The sequence below is a fragment of the Pseudomonas sp. UTLPPB19802 genome, assembly GCF_059730225.1.
In genome coordinates, this window is sequence record NZ_AP048545.1 from 2,858,371 (window position 1) to 2,878,445 (window position 20,075).

A 20,075-nucleotide genomic window follows, 5' to 3' on the forward strand; every position below is an offset into this window, starting at 1 on the left:
CCCATCCAAATTCGGATATTCGCAATGAAAACTGGTAAAGAACTGAAACCCGGTACCGTGCTGCGTATCGACAACGATCCTTGGCTGGTCCAGAAAACCGAGTTCACCAAGTCTGGTCGTAACAGCGCGATCATGAAGACCAAGCTGAAGAACCTGCTGACCGGTTACAAGACCGAAACCGTATACGGTGCGGACGACAAGCTGGACGACGTGATCCTGGATCGCAAGGAAGCCACCCTGTCCTTCATCAGCGGTGACTCCTACACGTTCATGGATACCTCTGACTACACCATGTACGAACTGAACGCCGAGGACATCGAGTCCGTTCTGCCGTTCGTCGAAGAAGGCATGGAAGACGTCTGCGAAGCCGTTTTCTTCGAAGGCCGCCTGGTCTCCGTAGAACTGCCGACCACCATCAGCCGTCAGGTTGTCTACACCGAGAACGCTGCTCGTGGCGACACTTCCGGCAAGGTCATGAAGCCTGCCAAGCTGAAGAACGGTACTGAAGTCCAGGTTGCCGACTTCATCGAAATCGACGAGTGGATCGATATCGACACCCGTGACAACTCCTTCAAGGGTCGCAGCAAGAAGTAATTGCTCGATGTCACATAAAAAAACCCGGAATTTTCCGGGTTTTTTTATGCCTTTTTGCAGGACCTGGATTACTTCAGGTGCTGCTTCAGCTCCTGGGACGCCTGCAGCAGGGCCGAGCGGACTTCCGGCACCTGGCTGACGACGTTGAGCAGGCCGTAGTCGTGGATCATGCCGTTGTAGCGCACGCTGGTCACCGGTACGCCGGCTTCGTCCAGCTTGCGACCGTAGGCTTCACCTTCATCGCGCAGCACATCGGCCCCGGCGGTCTGGATCAGCGCTGGCGGCAGGCCCTTGAGCTGCGCCGTGGTGGCCCGCAGTGGCGAGGCGTAGATCTCGCTGCGCTGCGCGGCATCGGTGGTGTAGTTGTCCCAGAACCACTTCATCATGTTCTTGGTGAGGAAGTGCCCCTCGGCATACTGGTTGTAGGACGCTGTCTCGAAGTTGGCGTCGGTCACCGGCCACAGCAGCAGTTGGAACTTGATCGCCGGGGTGCCCTTGTCCTTGGCCATCAGGCTGACCACCGCCGCCATGTTGCCGCCGACGCTGTTGCCGGCCACTGCCAGGCGCTTGCCGTCGACGCCGATTTCCTTGCCGTGCTCGGCAACCCACTGGGTCGCGGCATAGGCCTGGTTGATCGCCACCGGGTAGTGGGCCTCGGGGGACGGGGTGTAGTTGACGAACACCGCCGCCGCTCCGGACCCCACGACCAGGTCGCGGACCAACCGCTCATGGGTGGGGAAGTCCCCCAGTACCCAACCGCCACCATGGAAGAACATGAACACTGGCAAGTTGCCCTTGACCCCGGCCGGGCGGACGATGGTCAGTTGCAGCGGCTTGCCGTCGACCTGGATGGTCTTCTGGCTGATGTCGGTGCGCGGCAGGGTCAACTTGACCCCGGACTGCGCGCCGGACAGCACGGCGCGGGCCTCGGTCGGCGTCATCTGCTCCATCGGCTTGCCGGTACCGGCATTCAGTGCATCGAGAAACGCCTGGGTGTTGTGTTCGACGCCGGTGTTTTCGGCGGCGAACGCCCCCTGGACGGACAGCGCGAGCAGAGTACCGGTCAGGACCTTGCTGAAAGTGTTCATGTGCAGCTCCTTGGTTTTTCGGCTCGGGTTAGACGGTTACGTGCAGACGGACGTCGACGTTGCCACGGGTGGCGTTGGAGTACGGACAGACCTGGTGGGCTGCGTCGACCAGGCTCTGTGCGTCAGCCTGCTCCAGGCCTGGCAGGCTGATGTGCAGGTCGATGTCCAGGCCGAAGCCGCCAGGGATCTGGCCGATGCCGACATGGGCGGTGATCGATGCATCGGCAGGGATCTGGCGCTTGTTCTGGCTGGCAACGAACTTCAGGGCGCCGATGAAGCAGGCCGAGTAGCCGGCGGCGAACAGTTGCTCAGGGTTGGTGGCTTCACCACCGGCACCACCGAGTTCCTTCGGTGTGGCGAGTTTCACGTCAAGGATGTTGTCGCTGGAGATAGCACGGCCATCACGGCCACCGGTAGCGGTTGCAACTGCGGTATAGAGAGCTTTCATGGTGGACCTCGTCATTTCAGATGATTGATTTTGCGCTAAATGTTTGTGCGCTAACTGAGTACGATTTAAATGTACTGCACAAATATTTTGCGCGCAATGTAATTTTTCAAAAAAATTGCTCGCAGGCTTTTAAGGGCGTCCGTGAGCGGGGCAGTGCGGTGTGGATTTTCGCGGTAGCCAGGGCTGTCGGCTTGTACGCTGGTGCTGTAATCGGAGGGAGCTGTGCTTGTGATTGTGGTGAGCGGGCTTGTCGGGACGCCGCACCGCCGCGCTGGGCTGCAAAGCAGCCCTGACGCCAGGCAACTCATAGTGCCAGGAGATATGAAATGGCTGATTTACGGCCGCCTTGCAGCCGAGCGCGGCGGTGCGGTGTCTCGACAAGCCCGCTCGCCCCAGTGGGAAAATTTTCCTACCTGACGCGGGTTTACCCTTAGAGACTGTCCTGTAGATGCGCGCGCAATTCGAGCAGCTCGGCTTGCAGTGCCTTCAGGCGTTCCATGGAGCCGCCACCGGCGGCCAGGATGCACTGCGGAATGTTCCGGGCCTTGTCACGCAAGGCACGGCCGGCGTCGGTCAGTTCGATGATGACCACGCGCTCGTCTTCCTTGCTGCGGGTTCGGCTCAGCAGGCCTTCGGCCTCCAGCCGCTTGAGCAGCGGGGTCAGCGAGCCGGGATCGGTCAGCAGCTTGTTGCTGATCTCGCCGACGGTCAGGCGGTCCTGTTCCCACAGCACGATCATCGCCAGGTACTGTGGATAAGTCAGGTTCAGAGCCTGGAGCAGGTGTTTGTAGACTTTGGTCATCAACAACGAGGTGGAGTGCAGGGCAAAGCACACCTGGTTGTCCAGGAGCAGGTCGTCGCAGTTGTCGGTATTGCTGTTCATCACTGAAACCTTGTGTGTCACATCTGTTGAATCTAGCGGGCGAATCTTTAATGCGCCAGGGAATTTTCCCTATGAATGTCGGCCCAGCCCGCTCTGCAGCGCCAGGTCCCAGGGCGGGACGGGGCTGAACCGGCTCTTGAGAAATTCCAGCAGCAGTCGGCTGCGGGAGTTGGCGGGCTGGTCCAGGCGCAACGCATAGATGCCGGAGGTTTCCACCTTCGGCAGGCCGTTGTCGCAGAACAGTGGCAGCAGTTCGCCGCGCAGCAGGTACTCGCTGGTCAGCCAGGTCGGCAGATGGGCCACGCCCAGGCCACCCAGGGCGCCGGACAACAGCGCCTCGGCATTGTTGGAGGTCATGCGGATCCGCGCCGGGCGTTGCAATTGCATCTGCCCGTCCTGCTGGAAGCGCCAGGCCATGGGTGGTGCCAGGGCGTCCCAGTCGAGGCCGTCATGCTCGCTCAACTCCTCGGGGCGCAGCGGCTTGCCACGGGCCTTGAGGTAGGCCGGGCTGGCGCAGGCGATGCGCACGAGGCTGGCCAGGGGCGTGGCTACCAGTCGTGTATCGGCCAATTGCCCGGCACGCAGGACCAGGTCGACCTTGCCCAGGTTGGAGCCCTGCATGTCGACAAAGCTGTCGATCAGGTGCAGTTGCACATCCAGTCCCGGATAGTCGACGAGGAAGTCGGCGATGGCCGGGGCCAGGTGGCGACGACCAAACGCGGCGGGGGCGTCGATGCGGATCAGGCCCTCTGGCGCATTGCTCAGCGACACCGCCTCGGCCCGCGCCATGCGCAGCTCGGCGACGATCCGCCGGGCCCGTTCGGCGAACGCCAGCCCGGCGGGAGTGGCACGTACCGCATGGGTGCTGCGAATGAACAGGCGCGATCCGACCGAAGCTTCCAGGCTGTCGATCCGCCTGGCCACCGCCGAGGGTGTCAGCGGATGGCGGCGGGAGGCGGCGGAAAAGCTGCCGGCCTCCAGCACATCGAGGAACAAGCCGAGTTGGTCTGTAAGGCTAGTGGGATTCATGAAATTCGCTTGTGCGTAATTGGCATAGCCATTGTGCGTTGTTGTGCGTTTCCCTACCAGAGGCGACTGCGTAGCATGGCGCCCATTGAGCGGGGAGTGCGTTGTGATTGAATTGATCGAGTACTTGGTACTGGGTGTGGCGATGGGCGCGGTGGGTGGCCTGTTCGGCATTGGCGGCGGCCTGATCGCGATTCCGGTGCTGGGTATCCTGTTCGGCCTGGACCAGCAGATGGCCCAGGGCACGGCATTGGTGATGGTGGTGCCGAACGTGGTGCTGGCCTTGTACCGCTACCATCAGCGCAATCGCATCCAGTTGAAGCACGCCTTGCCGCTGGTGGTGATGAGTTTCTGTTTCGCCTGGTTCGGCGCCCTCTGGGCGGTGGGACTGGACCCGCGCAGCATGCGCCTGTGCTTTGTCGGTTTCCTGCTGGCGTTGGCGCTGTTCTACCTGGTGCGCTCGTTCATGGCGCCTTCGGCCGAGTCGGCACAGATGCGTTACCCCTGGCCGTGGCTGGGCGTTCTGGGCGCCGGATCCGGAGCCATGGGCGGGATGTTCGGAGTCGGTGGCGCGGTAGTGGCCACGCCATTCCTGACCATCGTCTTCGGCACTTCGCAGGTGGTGGCCCAGGGCTTGTCGCTGGCCCTGGCGCTGCCCAGCACCAGCGTGACGCTGGTGACCTATGCAGTTCACCACGAAGTGGACTGGCAGATGGGAATTCCAATGGCTATTGGCGGCCTGCTCAGTATCAGCTGGGGCGTGAAAATGGCCTATGCCTTGCCGGAGAAAATGCTGCGCGCGCTGTTCTGTGTCTACCTGGTGATTGGCGCGCTGCTGCTCGGCCTCAAGGCCTGAAACCGTCGACAATGTGGTCGGCCAGGCACTCGGTGATCGGCGAAGGCTTGTTCGGGTTGCGCACCAGCATGATATTGAGCAGCGGCAGCTGTGGCAGGCCTTCGGCTTCGCCGAGAATACGCCAGTCCTGGGGAACCAGACTTTCCAGCTGGGCAGTCATCGCCAGGCCGACATTGACCACCGCCATGATGGTCGACAGGCTCGGGCAGTTGTAGGCCAGGCGGTAGTCGCGGCCACGGGCGTCCAGGGCGTTGCAGGCCCATTGCGTGCAGAAACAGGCCATGCCATCCATGGCCAGGGGTAGCGGATTCTGCTCATGGATCGCCGCGTTCTGCGCCTCGGCCCATACCAGGCGTTCCTGGCGCAGCAACTGGCCAAGCTCGTCACCCGGCTTGCGGGTGACGATGGTCAGGTCCAGGTCCTGGCGTTGCAGCAACTGCGTCGAGGATTCGCAGTTCACCTCGATCTGCACCAGTGGATAAGACTGGGCGAAGCGCGACAGAATGCCCGGCAGGAAACGCATCACGTAGTCATCGGGTACGCCGATGCGCACCAGGCCGACCATGTGCGGCTCGCGCAGGGTATTGAATACCTCGCTCTGCAATTTCAGTATCCGCCGGGCATAGCCGAGCAGGACCTGGCCTTCGGCGGTCAGGCGCATCTGCCGGCCCTCGCGCTCGAACAACTGGCGCTGCAGCACATCCTCCTCCAGCCGTTTCATCTGCATGCTCACGGCCGATTGCGTGCGGTTGACCATTTCCCCGGCCTTGGTGAAACCGCCGTGTTCGGCAATCGCGACAAATGTGCGCAGGACGTCGGTATCGATGCTCGGGTAGCTGGACAATTCATCAATCTCCGAGATGTGTTGCATAAGAAACATTCGTTGGATTGATCTTAGCCCCAGGCACAGACTCCAGTCATCCCCTACTGGAGGGCAGGATGATGAAAGGTCAGAAAGGTTATCTGTTGGTGGATGGGAGTGCGCGCAAGGGTTTCTCGCTGGCGGGTTTATGGCAGCGCCTGGAGCGCTGGCATGAGTTGTCCCGGGAGCGCCAGATGCTGGCGTCGTTGAGCGACGATGCTCTCAAGGACATCGGGCTCAGCCGCGCCGATATCGAGGGGGAAACCCATCAGCACTTCTGGAACGATCCGCTGGGCAAGGGGCGCTGATGGCGAACACATGGGTGCTACACAAACCGGGTCGCTCTGGAGTAGCTTGCGGGTTCACAAGGAGGCACCCATGCCCGCAGACCTGTCGTTCTCGTTGAAGCAAGCCCGTCGCCTGGCACTGGCGGCCCAGGGATTCCATGGCCGCAGGAGCCCGGCGGCGGTCCGGCCATTGCAGGTCAATCGGCTGATCGAGCGCCTGGGTGTGGTGCAGATCGATTCGGTCAACGCCCTGGTGCGTTCCCACTACCTGCCGCTGTTTTCCCGCCTGGGCAATTACTCCGCCGATCTGCTCGACCAGGCCGCCTGGAGCCAGGGGCGGCAGCGTACGCTGTTCGAGTATTGGGGGCACGAGGCCTCGTTGCTGCCGATGGCGTTGTACCCGCTGATGCGCTGGCGCATGGCGCGGGCATCCCGCGGCGAGGGTATCTATCAGCAGATGGCGCGGTTCGGTCGTGAAGAGCAGGCGACCATTCGCCGGGTGCTGGCGCTGGTCGAGGAACGCGGAGCCCTGGGGGCTGGGAGTCTGTCGAGTCGCGAGGAAAAGGCCGGCCCCTGGTGGGACTGGAGTGCCGAGAAGCATGCGCTGGAATGGCTGTTCGCCGCCGGCGAGGTCACCGTGGCCGGGCGTCGCGGTTTCGAGCGGCTCTATGATCTGCCGGAGCGGGTGATTCCCCAGGCGCTGCTGGCACAACCGTTGATCGACGAAGCCGAGGCCCAGCGCGGTTTGCTGCGTCAGGCGGCCGTTGCACTGGGTGTGGCGACGGAGAAGGATTTGCGCGACTACTATCGACTCGATCCGGTCGACAGTCGGGCGCGCCTGGCGGAACTGGTCGAGGCGGGTGAGATAGAGGTTTGCCAGGTGCAGGGCTGGCGCCAGCCGGCGTATTGTCCCGTGGCGATCAAGGTACCGCGCAAGGTCGAGGCCAGCGCCTTGCTGTCGCCGTTCGACTCATTGATCTGGGAGCGCAGCCGTACCGAGCGGCTGTTCGATTTCCGCTATCGGCTGGAGATCTATACGCCACAGCACAAGCGGGTCTATGGCTATTACGTGTTGCCGTTCCTGCATGGCGAGCGCATTGCCGCTCGGGTCGACCTGCGGGCCGAGCGGGCGCAAGGGCGCTTGGCGGTGCATGCGGTGCACGAGGAAGCGCAAGGTTTGGACGATGCGGGGATGGTGGCGTTGGCAGCCAGCCTGCGGCAGTTGGCGGACTGGCTGGGGCTGGCGGATATCCAGCTCAATTGCCCAAGGGCGAGTGCTCAGCGGTTGCGCGGGTTGCTCTGAAGAGCTGTCCCGCACAGACTGTTTTACTGACTCAGCGCCGCACCTGCTTCAGCGTCTCGGCAATCAGGAACGCCAATTCCAGCGACTGGTCGGCGTTCATCCGTGGGTCGCAGTGGGTGTGATACCGGTCCGACAAGCCATCTTCGGTAATCGGCCGCGCGCCACCGATGCACTCGGTGACATTCTGCCCGGTCATCTCGATATGAATACCGCCGGCATAGCTGCCCTCGGCCTGGTGCACCTGGAAGAACTGCTTCACTTCGCTGAGGATCTGCGCAAAGTCGCGGGTCTTGTAGCCGCTGCTGGCCTTGATGGTGTTGCCGTGCATCGGGTCGGAGCTCCACAGTACCCGCTTGCCTTCACTTTCCACTGCGCGGATCAGCTGTGGCAGGTGCTCGCCGACCTTGTTCGCGCCCATGCGCACGATCAGGTTGAGGCGGCCCGGATCGTTGTCCGGGTTGAGGATGTCGATCAGCCGGATCAGTTCGTCGGTGTTCATGCTCGGGCCGACCTTGACCCCGATCGGGTTGTTCACCCCGCGCAGGAATTCGACGTGGGCACCGTCCAGCTGGCGGGTGCGGTCGCCGATCCAGAGCATATGCGCCGAGCAGTCGTAGTAGTCGTTGGTCAGGCTGTCGCGGCGGACGAAGGCTTCCTCGTAGTTCAGCAGCAAGGCTTCGTGGGCGGTGAAGAAGCTGGTCTCGCGCAGTTGCGGCGCGGTGTCGAGGCCACAGGCACGCATGAACGCCAGGGTTTCGTCGATGCGGTCGGCCAGTTGGCTGTACTTCTCGGCCAGGGCCGAATTGGCGATGAAGTCCAGGTTCCACTTGTGCACCTGGTGCAGGTCGGCGAAACCGCCCTGGGCAAAGGCCCGTAGCAGGTTGAGAGTGGCCGTCGACTGGTGGTAGGACTGCAGCAGGCGCTCGGGATCGGGGGCGCGGCTCTTCTCGTCGAAACCGATGCCGTTGACGATATCGCCGCGGTAGGCCGGCAGGCTCACGCCGTTGATGGTTTCATCGTTGGCCGAGCGTGGTTTGGCGAACTGGCCGGCCATGCGCCCGACCTTGACCACCGGGCAGCCAGCGGCAAAGGTCATCACCACCGCCATCTGCAAGAGCACCTTGAAGGTGTCGCGAATCTTCGCCGCCGAGAACTCCGCGAAGCTTTCCGCACAGTCGCCGCCCTGGAGCAGGAAGGCGCGGCCTTCGGTCACCTCGGCGAACTGGCGGCGCAGTTCCCGGGCTTCGCCGGCGAACACCAGCGGCGGGTAGCTGGCCAGGGTCTGCTCGACGCGCAGCAGATGAGCGGCGTCCGGGTACTGCGGTTGTTGCTGGATCGGCAGGGGACGCCAGCTGTCGGGGCTCCAGGGTTGGCTCATCATGCACTCTAGTTATGGACGGTCGGAGGCCCATGTTAGCAGCAATTAGTGCGTGACCTGCTGCCGTGGCATGGCCGACAATCGCGCTTTGCCGCTCGTTGCCGAGCGGTTGATTCATCGCGACGGCAGCGGCCGGTCGCGCCAAGGAGATGAAATGAGTGAGGAGCGCGTCGAGCGCCTGTTGGCTGAAGTGCATGACGACTTCGGCATGATTCGCGTGCTGGAAGTGGAGGACTACCGCTTCCTCGAATTTGGCGATGCGATCGAGCAGAGCTGCGTGTTTACCGCCGACCCGAGCTGGCTGGAGTATGACTACACCCGCGCGATGCTGATCGGCGCCCTGTGTCACGAGCAGCCGGAAAGTGCCCTGTTCCTCGGGCTGGGTGCCGGGACACTGACCCAGGCCTGCCTGAAATTCCTGCCCCTGGAGGATGTCGAAGCCATCGAGTTGCGTCCCGACGTGCCACGTCTGGCCATCGAGTACCTGGGCCTGGACGACGACCCGCGGCTCTACATTCGTGTCGGCGATGCTCTGGACTTGCTGGAGACGGCGGAACCTGCGGACCTGATTTTCGTCGACCTGTACACCGATGTCGGCCCGGGCGCGGGGCACCTGGCGTGGGTTTTCCTGGAAAACTGCCAGAAGAAACTCAACCCTGGCGGCTGGCTGGTGATCAACCAGTGGGCCACCGATGACGGCAAGCCCCTTGGAGCGGCGCTGCTGCGTGGCCTGTACCATCGGCACTACTGGGAACTGCCGGTGAAGGAGGGCAATGTCATCCTGATCATTCCGGCGGACCTGGAGCAGTCGCTCGACATGGAGGCGTTGATTGCCCGCGCCGACGATCTGGCACCACGCCTGGGTTATTCGTTGCGTTCGCTGATCAAGGACATTCGTCCGGCGACCTGAAAACCGTCGAGATCCATCCGACGAGTGAACCGTTTAAGCAGCAAGCCACGTGGATAGCCGGCAAGCGGCTGGTCGATTATCCGCAAAGCCTGCTGCGAAGGGCCGTGACGTGGCCTTTTGCGATAAAAAAATCTCCCTTTTTTCGCCAGTTCCGGTATAGTGCGCGCCGGCCTTTAGCCGGGCCGCGTTTAGGTATGCAATTCCCCGAAGTCAACTTCGGGTGCTGTCCGCCCTGCGGACTACCCTCGACGATCCTTTCATTCAATCGTTTTCGCAAATCCCCGCCGACAAAGCTGCCAGGGTGACTCTCCGAGTCTTACACGGCATGCGCAGCTTTGGAGCATGGGTCTTTGCGGATGCACTTAGAGGCAGACCCATGACCCAGGAAATCGGCGGCTTCGCCGCTCTTGAACTTCATCCCAGTATTGTCGCTGCAGTAGTCGCCACCGGCTACGAAGAGCCTTCGGCCATTCAGCAGCAGTCGATCCCGATCATCCTTGCCGGTCACGACATGATTGGTCAGGCACAAACCGGTACCGGTAAAACGGCCGCTTTCGCCCTGCCTATCCTGCACCGCATCGATCCGTCCAAGCGCGAGCCGCAAGCTCTGATCCTGGCCCCAACCCGTGAGTTGGCGCTGCAAGTTGCAACCGCTTTCGAAACCTACGCCAAGCAGATGCCTGGCGTGACGGTCGTGGCTGTCTACGGCGGCGCGCCGATGGGCCCACAACTGAAAGCAATCCGGAATGGCGCACAGATCGTTGTCGCCACCCCGGGCCGTCTGTGCGACCACCTGCGTCGCGACGAAAAAGTCCTGGCGACCGTGAACCACCTGGTTCTCGACGAAGCCGACGAGATGCTCAAGCTGGGCTTCATGGATGACCTGGAAGTCATCTTCAAGGCGATGCCGGAAAGCCGCCAGACCGTGCTGTTCTCGGCCACTCTGCCTGCTTCGATCCGCGCCATTGCCGAGCGTCACCTCAAGGATCCGAAACACGTCAAGATCCAGAGCAAGACCCAGACCGTCACCGCGATCGAGCAGGCCCACCTGCTGGTTCACGCCGACCAGAAGACCTCGGCTGTGCTGAGCCTGCTGGAAGTCGAGGACTTCGACGCGCTGATCATGTTCGTGCGCACCAAGCAAGCGACCCTGGACCTGGCCAGCGCTCTCGAGGCCAAGGGCTACAAGGCCGCGGCGCTGAACGGTGACATCGCCCAGAACCAGCGTGAGCGCGTGATCGACTCGCTCAAGGATGGTCGCCTGGACATCGTGGTGGCTACCGACGTAGCGGCCCGTGGCCTGGACGTTCCGCGCATCACCCACGTGTTCAACGTGGACATGCCGTACGACCCGGAATCCTACGTTCACCGTATCGGTCGTACCGGCCGTGCCGGTCGCGAAGGCCGTGCGCTGCTGCTGGTGACTCCACGTGAGCGCCGCATGCTGCAGGTTATCGAGCGTGTGACCGGCCAGAAGGTCGCTGAAGTGCGTCTGCCGGATGCCCAGGCCGTTCTCGATGCGCGCATCAAGAAGCTGACCAACAGCCTGTCGCCACTGGTGGCTGACGCCGAATCGACCCACGGTGATCTGCTCGATCGCCTGACTGCCGATATCGGTTGCACCCCACGTGCCCTGGCCGCAGCCCTGCTGCGCAAGGCGACCAACGGTCAGGCACTGAACCTGGCGGCGATCGAGAAAGAGCGTCCGCTGGTGCCGAACAGCATGCCGCGTGGCGATCGTCCGGAGCGTTCCGGCGAGCGTTCCGAGCGTGGTGAGCGCGAACGTCGTGCCCCAATGCCGCTGGCCGAAGGCCGTGCCCGTTGCCGCACCGCGCTGGGCGCGCGTGACGGTATCGCGGCGAAGAACCTGCTGGGCGCCATCCTCAACGAAGGTGGCCTGGCGCGTGAAGCCATCGGTCGCATCCAGGTGCGCGACAGCTTCAGCCTGGTGGAACTGCCTGAAGACGGTCTGGACCGCCTGCTGACCAAGCTGAAGGACACCCGTGTTGCCGGCAAGCAGCTGAAACTGCGTCGCTACCGCGAAGATTGATCAGCCCTGGGTTGATTGATCGATAAAAAAATCCCCGACTGGTTCGGGGATTTTTTTTGCCTGCGATCAAGGCATTCAGTCGAAGCGGTAGATATCCATGCCCAGCGCGCCCAGGGTGAAGCCCTGGTGGACGATGCCCATGCGTTCGCCCGCGCCGCGGGCGAAGTAAAGCGGCAACAGGTGTTCGTCGCTGGGGTGGTTGCGCACAGCATGGGGGGCCTGTCGGCGATAGTCGTTCAGCGCTGCGTCGTCATCGGCGGCGAGCTTGTCCACCATCCAGTCACGGAAGTCCCTGGCCCAGGGCTCGATGACCTCCGGCCCGGCGCGCCAGCTCAGTTCGCCGAGGTTATGGGTGATGCTGCCGGAGCCTACCAATAGAATGCCCTGCTCGCGCAGGTTGCGCAGCACTTGTCCGATGCGGGTCTGCAGGACCGGGCCCAGGTGACTGGGCAGCGAGACTTGCACGATCGGGATATCGGCAGCGGGGTACATCAGTTTCATCGGCACCCAGACGCCATGGTCGAAGGGGCGAGTATTGTCCAGTCGTGCGGGCAGGCCTGCATCCGTCAACAATTGGGCCACCTCGGCGGCCAGCTCCGGCTGGCCGGGAGCAGGGTACTGCACGGCGAACAGTTCGCGGGGGAACCCGCCGAAATCATGCCAGGTTTCCGGCCGGGGGTTGCTGCTGACCAGAAGGCCCTGGCTTTCCCAGTGCGCGGAGACGATCACGATGGCCTTCGGGCGCGCCAGCTCGGCGGCCAGCCGGGCCAGGGCCGGGCCGCTGGCGCCGGGTTCGAGGGCCAGCATCGGCGAACCATGGGAGATGAACAGGCTGGGCAACATGAGCAAGGTCCTGAGCGTTAAGATGATGCCATCTTCATTCAAATCATTGATCTAAATCTAATATAAGTTTTAGTGGGTTTTGATCGAATTATTGGGGTTAAACATGCAGCCTGAGTTTTGGCACAAACGTTGGGAGCTGGGTCAGATCGGCTTTCATCTCGACCAGGTCAATCCCTATCTGCAGCGCCACTGGCCAGACCTGTCGCTGGAATCCGGGGCGCGGGTGTTGGTGCCGCTGAGCGGCAAGAGCCTCGACCTTGCCTGGCTGGCGGCGCAGGGGCTGCGGGTGCTGGGCGTGGAGCTGTCGAGCAGGGCGATCGAGGACTTCTTTCGAGAGCACGAACTCCAGCCCCGGGTGCGTGAACACGGTGGATTCCGGATCTACGAGGCCGGGCCATTGGCACTCTGGTGTGGCGACTTTTTTGCGCTGACCGCCGAGGATGTCGCCGACTGTTCGGCTGTCTATGACCGTGCGGCGATGATTGCCTTGCCGGCCGACATGCGTGAGCGGTATGCGCGCCATCTGACGCAGATTCTGCCGGGAGGTTGCCAGGGGTTGCTGATTACCCTGGATTACGATCAGTCGCTGTTGAGCGGGCCACCGTTCGCGGTGCTCGACGGCGAGGTACGCAGTCTGCTTGAGCCGGCGTGGGAGGTTCGAGTGGAAGAGGAGAAGGATGTGCTTGGCGAGAGCTGGAAGTTCCTCAAGGCGGGGGTGACTCGCCTTGAGGAACGGGTGTATCGGTTGCAGAGGAACGAGACAGACTGAGGGTGTAATACCCATGGGAGCCAGTTCAAGCCGGCTCCTACAGGGTCTGTCAGCCGCGGCGACGCAGGGCGTCGATCCGCTCTTCCAGCGGTGGGTGGCTCATGAACATCTTCGCCAGGCCCTGCTTCAGGCCACCGTTGATACCGAAGGCATTGAGGGTGTCTGGCATGTGCACTGGCAGGCCCTGTTCGGCACGCAGGCGCTGCAGGGCGCCAATCATCGCGGCGGTGCCGGCCAGGCTGGCACCGGCTTCGTCGGCACGGAACTCGCGCTTGCGCGAGAACCACATGACGATGGCGCTGGCGAGGAAGCCCAATACCACTTCGGCGAAGATGGTCGCGATGTAGTAGGCGATACCCTGGCCTTCCTCGTTCTTGAAGATGACCTTGTCGACGAAATTGCCGATGATCCGCGCGAAAAACATCACGAAGGTGTTCACCACGCCCTGGACCAGTGCCAGGGTGACCATGTCGCCGTTGGCCACGTGGCCGATCTCGTGGGCCAGCACGGCCTTCACTTCATCGGGTGAGAAGCGTTCCAACAGGCCCTGGCTGACCGCTACCAGCGCGTCGTTCTTGTTCCAGCCGGTGGCGAAGGCGTTCGCCTCGTAGGCCGGGAAGATCCCGACTTCCGGCATCTTGATCCCTGCTTCGCGGGACAGTTGCTCGACGGTTTGCAGCAGCCACTGCTCGTGGCGGGTGCGTGGCTGGGTAATGATCTGGGTACTGGTGCTCATCTTCGCCATCCATTTGGATATGAACAGCGAGAACAGCGAACCGGCAAAACCAAAGACCGCACAGAAAATCAGCAGCTGATTGAGGTTGAGGTCAACCCCGTTGGCTGCCATGAACCCGTTGAAGCCGAAGAGGCTCAGGGTGATGCTGGCAATCAGCACGACCGCCAGGTTGGTAGCCAAGAACAGCAGGATGCGCATCATGGTTGAAAGTTTCTCCTCATCTAAAGATGTAGCTTCATGCGGGGTATATAAGGTGCCGCTTCTGCCTATTCAACCGGGTGACTATTTCAAACTGTGTCCTACAGTTCGATTGTAGAATCCTGCCGGCTATTTCCGAATTGCAGAGGTCGGCTTTTTTCGTCTGGCAGCCGCTGCCAGTCCCCGAAAACCACTGTTGCAGAGGCTTTGACCGCGCGGCGCCGGACAGTTCGGTGAATGACGCAAGTGCATACAAAAAACAGCTGATGAGAGAGGGACGCGTACAGCGACTCCTTTCGGGAGTCGCTGCCGGTTGTAGGATATTACTGACGGTAGGATTTCAGGAAGTGCCCGATGCGACCGATGGCCTGCTCCAGGTCATCGACCCGCGGCAGGGTAACGACGCGGAAGTGATCCGGCCATGGCCAGTTGAATGCCGTGCCTTGCACCACCAGCAGCTTTTCCGAGAGCAGCAGGTCGAGGACGAACTTCTCGTCGTTGTGGATCGGGCAGATCTTCGGATCGATCCGTGGGAAGGCATACAGCGCGCCCATGGGCTTCACGCAGCTGACGCCCGGGATGTCGTTGAGCAGCTCCCAGGTGCGGTTGCGCTGCTCCAGCAGGCGGCCAGGCGGCAGTACCAGGTCGTTGATGCTCTGGTAGCCACCGAGGGCGGTCTGGATCGCATGCTGGCTCGGCACGTTGGCGCACAGGCGCATGTTGGCCAGTATGTCGATGCCTTCGATGTAGCTCTGGGCGTTGTGCTTGGGCCCGGAGATGGCGATCCAGCCGGAACGGAAGCCGGCTACCCGGTAGGACTTGGACAGGCCGTTGAAGGTCAGGCACAGCAGGTCAGGTGCCAGCGAGGCGGTGCAGATGTGCACGGCATCGTCGTAGAGGATCTTGTCGTAGATCTCATCGGAGAACACCACCAGGTTGTGCTGGCGGGCCAATTCGAGCATGCCCAGCAGGACTTCCTTCGAATACACCGAACCGGTCGGGTTGTTCGGGTTGATGATCACCATGGCCTTGGTGTTCGGGGTGATCTTGGCCTTGATGTCGGCCAGGTCGGGCCACCAGTTGGCCTGTTCGTCGCACAGGTAGTGCACCGCCTTGCCGCCGGACAGGCTGACCGCAGCGGTCCACAGCGGATAGTCCGGGGCCGGGACCAGCACTTCGTCGCCGTTGTTGAGCAGGGCCTGCATCGACATCACGATCAGTTCGGACACGCCATTGCCCAGGTAGATGTCCTCGATGCCGACACCTTCGACCTGCTTCTGCTGGTAATACTGCATCACCGCCTTGCGCGCGCTGAACAGCCCCTTGGAGTCGCTGTACCCCTGGGCGGTCGGCAGGTTGCGGATCACGTCCTGGAGAATTTCGTCCGGCGCTTCGAAACCAAAGGGGGCCGGGTTGCCGATGTTCAGCTTGAGGATGCGATGGCCTTCCTCTTCCAGGCGCTTGGCGTGCTTGAGCACCGGGCCGCGAATGTCATAGCAGACGTTGGCGAGCTTGTTCGATTTGCTGACCTGCATGGTGATGTGATCCCGAAAATGGACGATCCAGGCGACCTGCTGGGGTCGCTGTGGCAATACTGCGTTTGCGGCACGTCCCGTGGCCCCTTGCTGCCGCGACGGAAAATCCGATTTGAATGCGGTTGAAGCGGGTGCCAGACTGGCGTTCAACGAGGCGCAATCATACGTGCCACCCGATCCGTGGAAAAGATACAGATCGGGGTTTTATCAGCCGCCGAGGTACAACGATGGAAAAGCTGGAGAAAACCCTGGACGAATGGCGTGCCATGCTCGATCCGGAGCAGTACAACGTCTGTCGCCTGAAAGGCACGGAGCGGCCGTTTTCGGGGAAATACAATGGCACCAAGATCGATGGTGTCTATCATTGCATCTGTTGCAACGAGCCGCTGTTCGATTCGAAGGCCAAGTTCGATTCAGGTTGTGGCTGGCCGAGCTTCTACGAGCCGATCGACGGCCACGCGATGGTCGAGATCCGCGATACCAGCCACGGAATGATTCGTACCGAAGTGGTCTGCGCGCGTTGCGATGCGCATCTGGGGCATGTGTTCCCCGATGGGCCGCCACCGACCGGCCTGCGCTACTGTATCAACTCGGTATGCCTGGACCTGGTGCCGCGGGTTCAGAGCTGAAGTTGAGGGCTGCCCCGAGTCTTGTGGGGAAACGCTGAACGTCGTGGCTGCAGCACCGAACCTGCAGGAGCAAGGCTTGCCTGCGAAGCTTTTGGCGACCGAAAGGCTCCCTTCACAGGCAAGCCTTGCTCCTGCAGGTCAGGTGTCGTTCCCATCGGCTGGTGGAGTTGCCGCAGTCCGGTGTTATTCGGTAGGGGTATGACTCTGTATAAACCCGGGCAATTGAATTGTGTGCAATCTAATTGCTCGCTATCTTGATCGACATTCAATGGAGGAACCGTCATGAGTGCAAACCTGCTGAACATTCCGTGCACCACCATCAAGGGCGAGCAAAAGACCCTCGCCGATTTCTCCGGCAAGGCCCTGCTGGTGGTCAACACTGCCAGCAAGTGCGGTTTCACCCCGCAGTACAAGGGGCTTGAAGAACTCTGGCAGCATTACAAGGACCAGGGCCTGGTGGTGCTTGGTTTTCCCTGCAACCAGTTCGGCAAGCAGGAACCGGGCAACGACGGGGCGATTTCCGAGTTCTGCGAGCTGAACTACGGCGTCAGCTTCCCGCTGTTCAAGAAGATCGAGGTCAACGGCGCCGGGGCACACCCACTGTTTGTCCAGTTGAAGAAGGACGCCCCCGGGCTGCTGGGCTCCGAGCGCATCAAGTGGAACTTCACCAAGTTCCTGATCGGCAAGGACGGCAAGCTGGTCAAGCGTTTCGCCCCGCTGACCAAGCCCGAGGACCTTGTCCGCGAGATTGAAGCCCTGCTCGAATGAATGATCTGCCTACCGATTCGCTGCGACTCGACCGCCAACTGTGCTTCAAACTCTATGCTGCGTCGCGGGCGGTCATTCGTGGCTACAAGCCGATGCTCGACCAACTGGGGCTGACTTATCCACAGTACCTGGCGATGCTGGTCCTGTGGGAGTGGCACGACGGGGCACCGCCACAGCCCACGGTGAAAGCGCTGGGCGAGCGGCTGTTACTCGATTCGGGAACGCTGACACCGCTGCTCAAGCGCCTGGAGCAGATGGTGCTGGTGCAGCGCCGGCGTTCGCCTGATGACGAGCGCGAGGTGCACCTGAGCCTGACGCCGGCCGGCTTGGCCCTGCGCGCGCAGGTTGCGCCGCTCAAGGCCCGGCTGCTCTGCGACAGTGGTATCGATCTGGCCCGGCTCGATGAGCTGCGCGACGGCCTGGACCAATTGCTGGCGTACGTCAGGTAAGTCCTGGGCTGACCCATAGCTCGAGCAGCGCCATCAGTTCCTCGCGGCGGAACGGTTTGGCCAGGTAATCGTTCATGCCCGCCGCCCGGCAGCGTTCGCGCTCCTCGGGCATGGCGTTGGCGGTCAGGGCGACGATCGGCAGGTCCGGCCAGCGCCCGCTGCGGCGTATCTGCCGGCTGGCCTCGTACCCGTCCATGACCGGCATGTTGCAATCCATCAGCACCAGGTCGAAATCCTGTTGCTCCAACTGGCTCAGAGCTTCGCCACCGTGGGCGGCGACGATCACTTCGCAGCCCAGCTTGCCGAGCATGCCTTTGGCCACCAGTTGGTTCACCGGGTTGTCCTCGACCAGCAGGATGCGGCCGCGCCGCTGCGGCTGGCTGGCCTGCGCTTCGATCGCCTGGTCCGCAGGGTCATCCACTTGCAGGGTGCGTTGCAGGATCTGGTACAGCGCATTGCGTGACAGCGGCCGCGCCTGTTGTTGCAGCGGCGCGAGGGCAGTGGCCTCCTCGTTGGGCATGAAGTTGCCGTAGGCCGTCACCAGCAGGATCGCTGCGCTGATGGCCGGGCGCAGGCCGAACAGGCATTCCGGGCAATCGGTGATCAGCAGGTCGATCTGCAGGCCCGCCAGGCTGTCGTCGAGACCGTAGCGCTTGTAGTGCAGGCCCCAGGCCGGCAACTGGCTGTCGAGCAGTTCGCTCAGGCCACTGCCTGCCGAGCTGATCGCGATGATGCGGCCATTGAGCGGTTTCGGCGGCGTGGCCGGGGTGTGGCAGGGCAGGGGCAGTTCGGCGCAGAACTGGCTGCCGAAACCGACCTCGGAGTTGATGGTCAGGCGCCCCTTCATCGCTTCGCAGAGGTTGTAGGTGAGCGCCAGCCCGAGCCCGGTGCCGCCGTACTGGCGGGTGATGCCGGAACCAGCCTGGGTAAACGGCTGGAAGATTTTCGCCTGGGCTTCCTGGGCGATACCGATGCCGGTGTCGCAGACCTCGATCCGTACCCCGCCGTCACGAGCGCTCAGGCGAACATCGACGCGCCCGAAACGAGTGAACTTCAAGGCGTTGGACAGCAGGTTGCTGACGATCTGCCGCACCCTGGTTGGATCGCCCAGTACCAGGGCCGGGAACTGCGGCTCGATCAGGCATGCCAGCTCGACGCCCGGTGCGGCGTTCTGCGAGAGCAGGTTGGCGGTGTCCTCGATCAGGGCCCCGAGGTCGAAGGGGATCCGCTCCAGATCCAGTTGACCGGCGTCGAACTTCGACAGATCGAGGATATCGTTGAGCAATTCGACCAGGACTTTTCCCGAGTCGTGGGCAATCGACAACTGCTGGCGTTGCTCGGCATTCAGCGAACTGTCGAGCGACAATGCGATCATCCCGAGCAGGCCGTTCAGCGGCGTACGGATTTCATGACTCATGTTGGCCAGGAACGCGGAGCGCGCCTGGGCCATGCTCAGCGCGGTGCTGCGGGCGACTTCCAGTTCCTGGTTGGACTGGCTGAGGCGGGCGTTGATCGCCTTGAGTTCGGTGGTGCGGGCCGAGACGATGTTTTCCAGTTGCCCGAGATAATCGGTCAGGCGATTTTCGGCGTTGCGTCGCTGCTGGATTTCGGTGGCCATGGTATCGAACTGCTGGTTGGTCACCTTGACCAGAATGCCGATCTCATCTTTTTCATGGCCCGGCGGAAACTCCAGGCGCGCCTGCCTGGGGGCCCCCGGCTGGGTACTGGCAAGGGCGTGGATGACCTTGACCAGGGGCTTGGTCAGCATCATGTAGAACAGCCCCAGAAGGATGACCGTCAGGATCAGGCCACGGACGAAACCATTGAGCAGGGTGATCTCGGCCCGCTTGAGGAAGCGGATGCCGAAGGTGTAGGTGTCGACATCCAGATGCAGGGTGCCCAGGGATTCGTTCGGCAGATGGTTGAGGAACAGGCGGTCCTCGAACTGCCGGTCGGCGCCGAACAGGAAGTCACTGAGTGCTCGATAACGGCCGGTCTGGCGCGGGCGGTCGACGCTGGCCAGTACCAAGTTGTTGTTGTCGGTCAGTTTCGCCCGCAGCACCGCCGGCGAGCGCAGTAGCCCCAGCGCCAGTTCCTGGGCCAGTTCGGCATCGATGTTGTAGGCGATCCGCGAGGCCGGATTGTGGCTGATTTCCAGCAGGGAAAGGATTTCACGATTGATGGAGGCGTTTTCGCTGGCATAATCGAGACCGATCTGCAGCAGGCTGAGCAGCGTCCCCAGAATGAACCCGACTACCACGGTCAATCGGGCTTGCTTGTAGGACAAGCGCTGGGTGAATTTTATATCCATGGGATGATGTACCACATTCGTTTCCCTTCGCCGGGCAAGCATAGCTGATCCTTCGATAGCACCGGCAGACAAGTGGTGGCGCCCTGATCGGGTGTTTGCCGAGACAGCCTGCTTGATTTTCAAGCGCCCTGTGCGCCGACGCGACATCATGA

The 20,075-nt window shown here is 62.1% G+C and carries 20 protein-coding genes; 10 read left to right on the forward strand and 10 right to left on the reverse strand.

The window, feature by feature from the left end:
- Positions 1–24 precede the first annotated feature (24 nt).
- On the forward strand, positions 25–594 hold the full coding sequence (gene efp, locus AC6I6U_RS13095) for an elongation factor P (protein WP_497882346.1): 570 nt from the start codon (positions 25–27) through the stop codon (positions 592–594).
- Positions 595–662: 68 nt separating this feature from the next.
- Here efp and AC6I6U_RS13100 read toward each other — a convergent pair whose 3' ends face one another.
- From AC6I6U_RS13100 to AC6I6U_RS13115, 4 genes are all read right to left on the reverse strand, one after another.
- Positions 663–1,682: an alpha/beta hydrolase gene (locus AC6I6U_RS13100; RefSeq protein WP_497882347.1), complete on the reverse strand. Its 1,020-nt coding sequence runs from the start codon at positions 1,680–1,682 to the stop codon at positions 663–665.
- A 28-nt stretch (positions 1,683–1,710) separates the two neighbouring features.
- A complete protein-coding gene (locus AC6I6U_RS13105) occupies positions 1,711–2,130 on the reverse strand; it encodes an organic hydroperoxide resistance protein (RefSeq protein ID WP_497882348.1) in 420 nt (139 codons plus the stop codon).
- 430 nt (positions 2,131–2,560) lie between these two features.
- Positions 2,561–3,013, reverse strand: a complete 453-nt coding sequence (locus AC6I6U_RS13110; RefSeq protein WP_497882349.1) for a MarR family winged helix-turn-helix transcriptional regulator — start codon at positions 3,011–3,013, stop codon at positions 2,561–2,563.
- Between the two features lie 69 nt (positions 3,014–3,082).
- A complete protein-coding gene (locus AC6I6U_RS13115) occupies positions 3,083–4,042 on the reverse strand; it encodes a LysR family transcriptional regulator (RefSeq protein WP_497882350.1) in 960 nt (319 codons plus the stop codon).
- 103 nt (positions 4,043–4,145) lie between these two features.
- On the opposite strand from AC6I6U_RS13115, the gene AC6I6U_RS13120 reads away from it, so the two are divergent.
- Positions 4,146–4,895: a sulfite exporter TauE/SafE family protein gene (locus tag AC6I6U_RS13120; RefSeq protein WP_497882351.1), complete on the forward strand. Its 750-nt coding sequence runs from the start codon at positions 4,146–4,148 to the stop codon at positions 4,893–4,895.
- Here AC6I6U_RS13120 and AC6I6U_RS13125 read toward each other — a convergent pair.
- Positions 4,885–5,739 (reverse strand): LysR family transcriptional regulator, encoded by an 855-nt coding sequence (locus AC6I6U_RS13125; RefSeq protein WP_497883026.1) that lies wholly within the window; start codon positions 5,737–5,739, stop codon positions 4,885–4,887. The two genes, AC6I6U_RS13120 and AC6I6U_RS13125, sit on opposite strands and share 11 nt — an antisense overlap.
- 98 nt (positions 5,740–5,837) lie before the next feature.
- On the opposite strand from AC6I6U_RS13125, the gene AC6I6U_RS13130 reads away from it, so the two are divergent.
- Together AC6I6U_RS13130 and AC6I6U_RS13135 are read left to right on the forward strand one after the other, a co-directional pair.
- The gene (locus AC6I6U_RS13130) at positions 5,838–6,065 is read left to right on the forward strand and encodes a DUF1127 domain-containing protein (protein WP_497882352.1); all 228 of its coding nucleotides are present in this window, start codon (positions 5,838–5,840) and stop codon (positions 6,063–6,065) included.
- A gap of 70 nt (positions 6,066–6,135) precedes the next feature.
- Positions 6,136–7,347 (forward strand): winged helix-turn-helix domain-containing protein, encoded by a 1,212-nt coding sequence (locus AC6I6U_RS13135; RefSeq protein WP_497882353.1) that lies wholly within the window; start codon positions 6,136–6,138, stop codon positions 7,345–7,347.
- Between the two features lie 31 nt (positions 7,348–7,378).
- Here the strand turns inward: AC6I6U_RS13135 and AC6I6U_RS13140 are convergent, their stop codons facing one another.
- On the reverse strand, positions 7,379–8,725 hold the full coding sequence (locus AC6I6U_RS13140) for a class II 3-deoxy-7-phosphoheptulonate synthase (RefSeq protein ID WP_497882354.1): 1,347 nt from the start codon (positions 8,723–8,725) through the stop codon (positions 7,379–7,381).
- Between the two features lie 154 nt (positions 8,726–8,879).
- Between AC6I6U_RS13140 and AC6I6U_RS13145 the strand changes: the two genes are divergently transcribed.
- Both AC6I6U_RS13145 and AC6I6U_RS13150 read left to right on the forward strand, forming a co-directional pair.
- Positions 8,880–9,635 (forward strand): spermidine synthase, encoded by a 756-nt coding sequence (locus AC6I6U_RS13145; RefSeq protein WP_497882355.1) that lies wholly within the window; start codon positions 8,880–8,882, stop codon positions 9,633–9,635.
- A gap of 376 nt (positions 9,636–10,011) precedes the next feature.
- Complete coding sequence (locus AC6I6U_RS13150) at positions 10,012–11,685, forward strand: DEAD/DEAH box helicase (protein ID WP_497882356.1); 1,674 nt, start codon at positions 10,012–10,014, stop codon at positions 11,683–11,685.
- A gap of 75 nt (positions 11,686–11,760) precedes the next feature.
- Here the strand turns inward: AC6I6U_RS13150 and AC6I6U_RS13155 are convergent, their stop codons facing one another.
- Positions 11,761–12,528 carry a DODA-type extradiol aromatic ring-opening family dioxygenase gene (locus tag AC6I6U_RS13155; RefSeq protein ID WP_497882357.1) on the reverse strand — a complete coding sequence of 256 codons (768 nt, stop codon included), beginning with the start codon at positions 12,526–12,528 and terminating at the stop codon, positions 11,761–11,763.
- Positions 12,529–12,631: 103 nt separating this feature from the next.
- On the opposite strand from AC6I6U_RS13155, the gene AC6I6U_RS13160 reads away from it, so the two are divergent.
- Positions 12,632–13,297 carry a thiopurine S-methyltransferase gene (locus AC6I6U_RS13160; protein WP_497882358.1) on the forward strand — a complete coding sequence of 222 codons (666 nt, stop codon included), beginning with the start codon at positions 12,632–12,634 and terminating at the stop codon, positions 13,295–13,297.
- Between the two features lie 49 nt (positions 13,298–13,346).
- Here AC6I6U_RS13160 and htpX read toward each other — a convergent pair whose 3' ends face one another.
- Positions 13,347–14,234 carry a protease HtpX gene (htpX, locus tag AC6I6U_RS13165; RefSeq protein WP_497882359.1) on the reverse strand — a complete coding sequence of 296 codons (888 nt, stop codon included), beginning with the start codon at positions 14,232–14,234 and terminating at the stop codon, positions 13,347–13,349.
- Between the two features lie 320 nt (positions 14,235–14,554).
- Entirely contained in the window at positions 14,555–15,766 is a 1,212-nt protein-coding gene (locus tag AC6I6U_RS13170; protein WP_497882360.1) for a pyridoxal phosphate-dependent aminotransferase, read from the reverse strand.
- A 227-nt stretch (positions 15,767–15,993) separates the two neighbouring features.
- On the opposite strand from AC6I6U_RS13170, the gene msrB reads away from it, so the two are divergent.
- The 3 genes from msrB to AC6I6U_RS13185 all read left to right on the forward strand — a co-directional run bounded on the left by msrB (position 15,994) and on the right by AC6I6U_RS13185 (position 17,612).
- Positions 15,994–16,395 (forward strand): peptide-methionine (R)-S-oxide reductase MsrB, encoded by a 402-nt coding sequence (msrB, locus tag AC6I6U_RS13175; protein WP_497882361.1) that lies wholly within the window; start codon positions 15,994–15,996, stop codon positions 16,393–16,395.
- 282 nt (positions 16,396–16,677) lie between these two features.
- Entirely contained in the window at positions 16,678–17,163 is a 486-nt protein-coding gene (locus AC6I6U_RS13180) for a glutathione peroxidase (protein WP_497882362.1), read from the forward strand.
- The gene (locus AC6I6U_RS13185; protein WP_497882363.1) at positions 17,160–17,612 is read left to right on the forward strand and encodes a MarR family winged helix-turn-helix transcriptional regulator; all 453 of its coding nucleotides are present in this window, start codon (positions 17,160–17,162) and stop codon (positions 17,610–17,612) included. Before AC6I6U_RS13180 ends, AC6I6U_RS13185 begins: the two co-directional genes overlap by 4 nt.
- On the opposite strand, the gene AC6I6U_RS13190 is transcribed toward AC6I6U_RS13185, so the two are convergent.
- Complete coding sequence (locus AC6I6U_RS13190; RefSeq protein ID WP_497882364.1) at positions 17,605–19,923, reverse strand: hybrid sensor histidine kinase/response regulator; 2,319 nt, start codon at positions 19,921–19,923, stop codon at positions 17,605–17,607. The genes AC6I6U_RS13185 and AC6I6U_RS13190 overlap by 8 nt on opposite strands.
- Positions 19,924–20,075 lie beyond the last annotated feature (152 nt).

What these genes read in the sequence shown, in the direction of transcription:
- htpX (WP_497882359.1), bottom strand. Translation starts at nt 14,234, where the DNA reads ATGATGCGCATCCTGCTGTTCTTGGCTACCAACCTGGCGGTCGTGCTG.
- AC6I6U_RS13110 (WP_497882349.1), bottom strand. Translation starts at nt 3,013, where the DNA reads ATGAACAGCAATACCGACAACTGCGACGACCTGCTCCTGGACAACCAG.
- AC6I6U_RS13170 (WP_497882360.1), bottom strand. Translation starts at nt 15,766, where the DNA reads ATGCAGGTCAGCAAATCGAACAAGCTCGCCAACGTCTGCTATGACATT.
- AC6I6U_RS13140 (WP_497882354.1), bottom strand. Translation starts at nt 8,725, where the DNA reads ATGAGCCAACCCTGGAGCCCCGACAGCTGGCGTCCCCTGCCGATCCAG.
- AC6I6U_RS13130 (WP_497882352.1), top strand. Translation starts at nt 5,838, where the DNA reads ATGAAAGGTCAGAAAGGTTATCTGTTGGTGGATGGGAGTGCGCGCAAG.
- AC6I6U_RS13135 (WP_497882353.1), top strand. Translation starts at nt 6,136, where the DNA reads ATGCCCGCAGACCTGTCGTTCTCGTTGAAGCAAGCCCGTCGCCTGGCA.
- AC6I6U_RS13100 (WP_497882347.1), bottom strand. Translation starts at nt 1,682, where the DNA reads ATGAACACTTTCAGCAAGGTCCTGACCGGTACTCTGCTCGCGCTGTCC.
- AC6I6U_RS13155 (WP_497882357.1), bottom strand. Translation starts at nt 12,528, where the DNA reads ATGTTGCCCAGCCTGTTCATCTCCCATGGTTCGCCGATGCTGGCCCTC.
- AC6I6U_RS13150 (WP_497882356.1), top strand. Translation starts at nt 10,012, where the DNA reads ATGACCCAGGAAATCGGCGGCTTCGCCGCTCTTGAACTTCATCCCAGT.
- AC6I6U_RS13145 (WP_497882355.1), top strand. Translation starts at nt 8,880, where the DNA reads ATGAGTGAGGAGCGCGTCGAGCGCCTGTTGGCTGAAGTGCATGACGAC.
- efp (WP_497882346.1), top strand. Translation starts at nt 25, where the DNA reads ATGAAAACTGGTAAAGAACTGAAACCCGGTACCGTGCTGCGTATCGAC.
- AC6I6U_RS13105 (WP_497882348.1), bottom strand. Translation starts at nt 2,130, where the DNA reads ATGAAAGCTCTCTATACCGCAGTTGCAACCGCTACCGGTGGCCGTGAT.
- AC6I6U_RS13190 (WP_497882364.1), bottom strand. Translation starts at nt 19,923, where the DNA reads ATGGATATAAAATTCACCCAGCGCTTGTCCTACAAGCAAGCCCGATTG.
- msrB (WP_497882361.1), top strand. Translation starts at nt 15,994, where the DNA reads ATGGAAAAGCTGGAGAAAACCCTGGACGAATGGCGTGCCATGCTCGAT.
- AC6I6U_RS13115 (WP_497882350.1), bottom strand. Translation starts at nt 4,042, where the DNA reads ATGAATCCCACTAGCCTTACAGACCAACTCGGCTTGTTCCTCGATGTG.
- AC6I6U_RS13185 (WP_497882363.1), top strand. Translation starts at nt 17,160, where the DNA reads ATGAATGATCTGCCTACCGATTCGCTGCGACTCGACCGCCAACTGTGC.
- AC6I6U_RS13180 (WP_497882362.1), top strand. Translation starts at nt 16,678, where the DNA reads ATGAGTGCAAACCTGCTGAACATTCCGTGCACCACCATCAAGGGCGAG.
- AC6I6U_RS13160 (WP_497882358.1), top strand. Translation starts at nt 12,632, where the DNA reads ATGCAGCCTGAGTTTTGGCACAAACGTTGGGAGCTGGGTCAGATCGGC.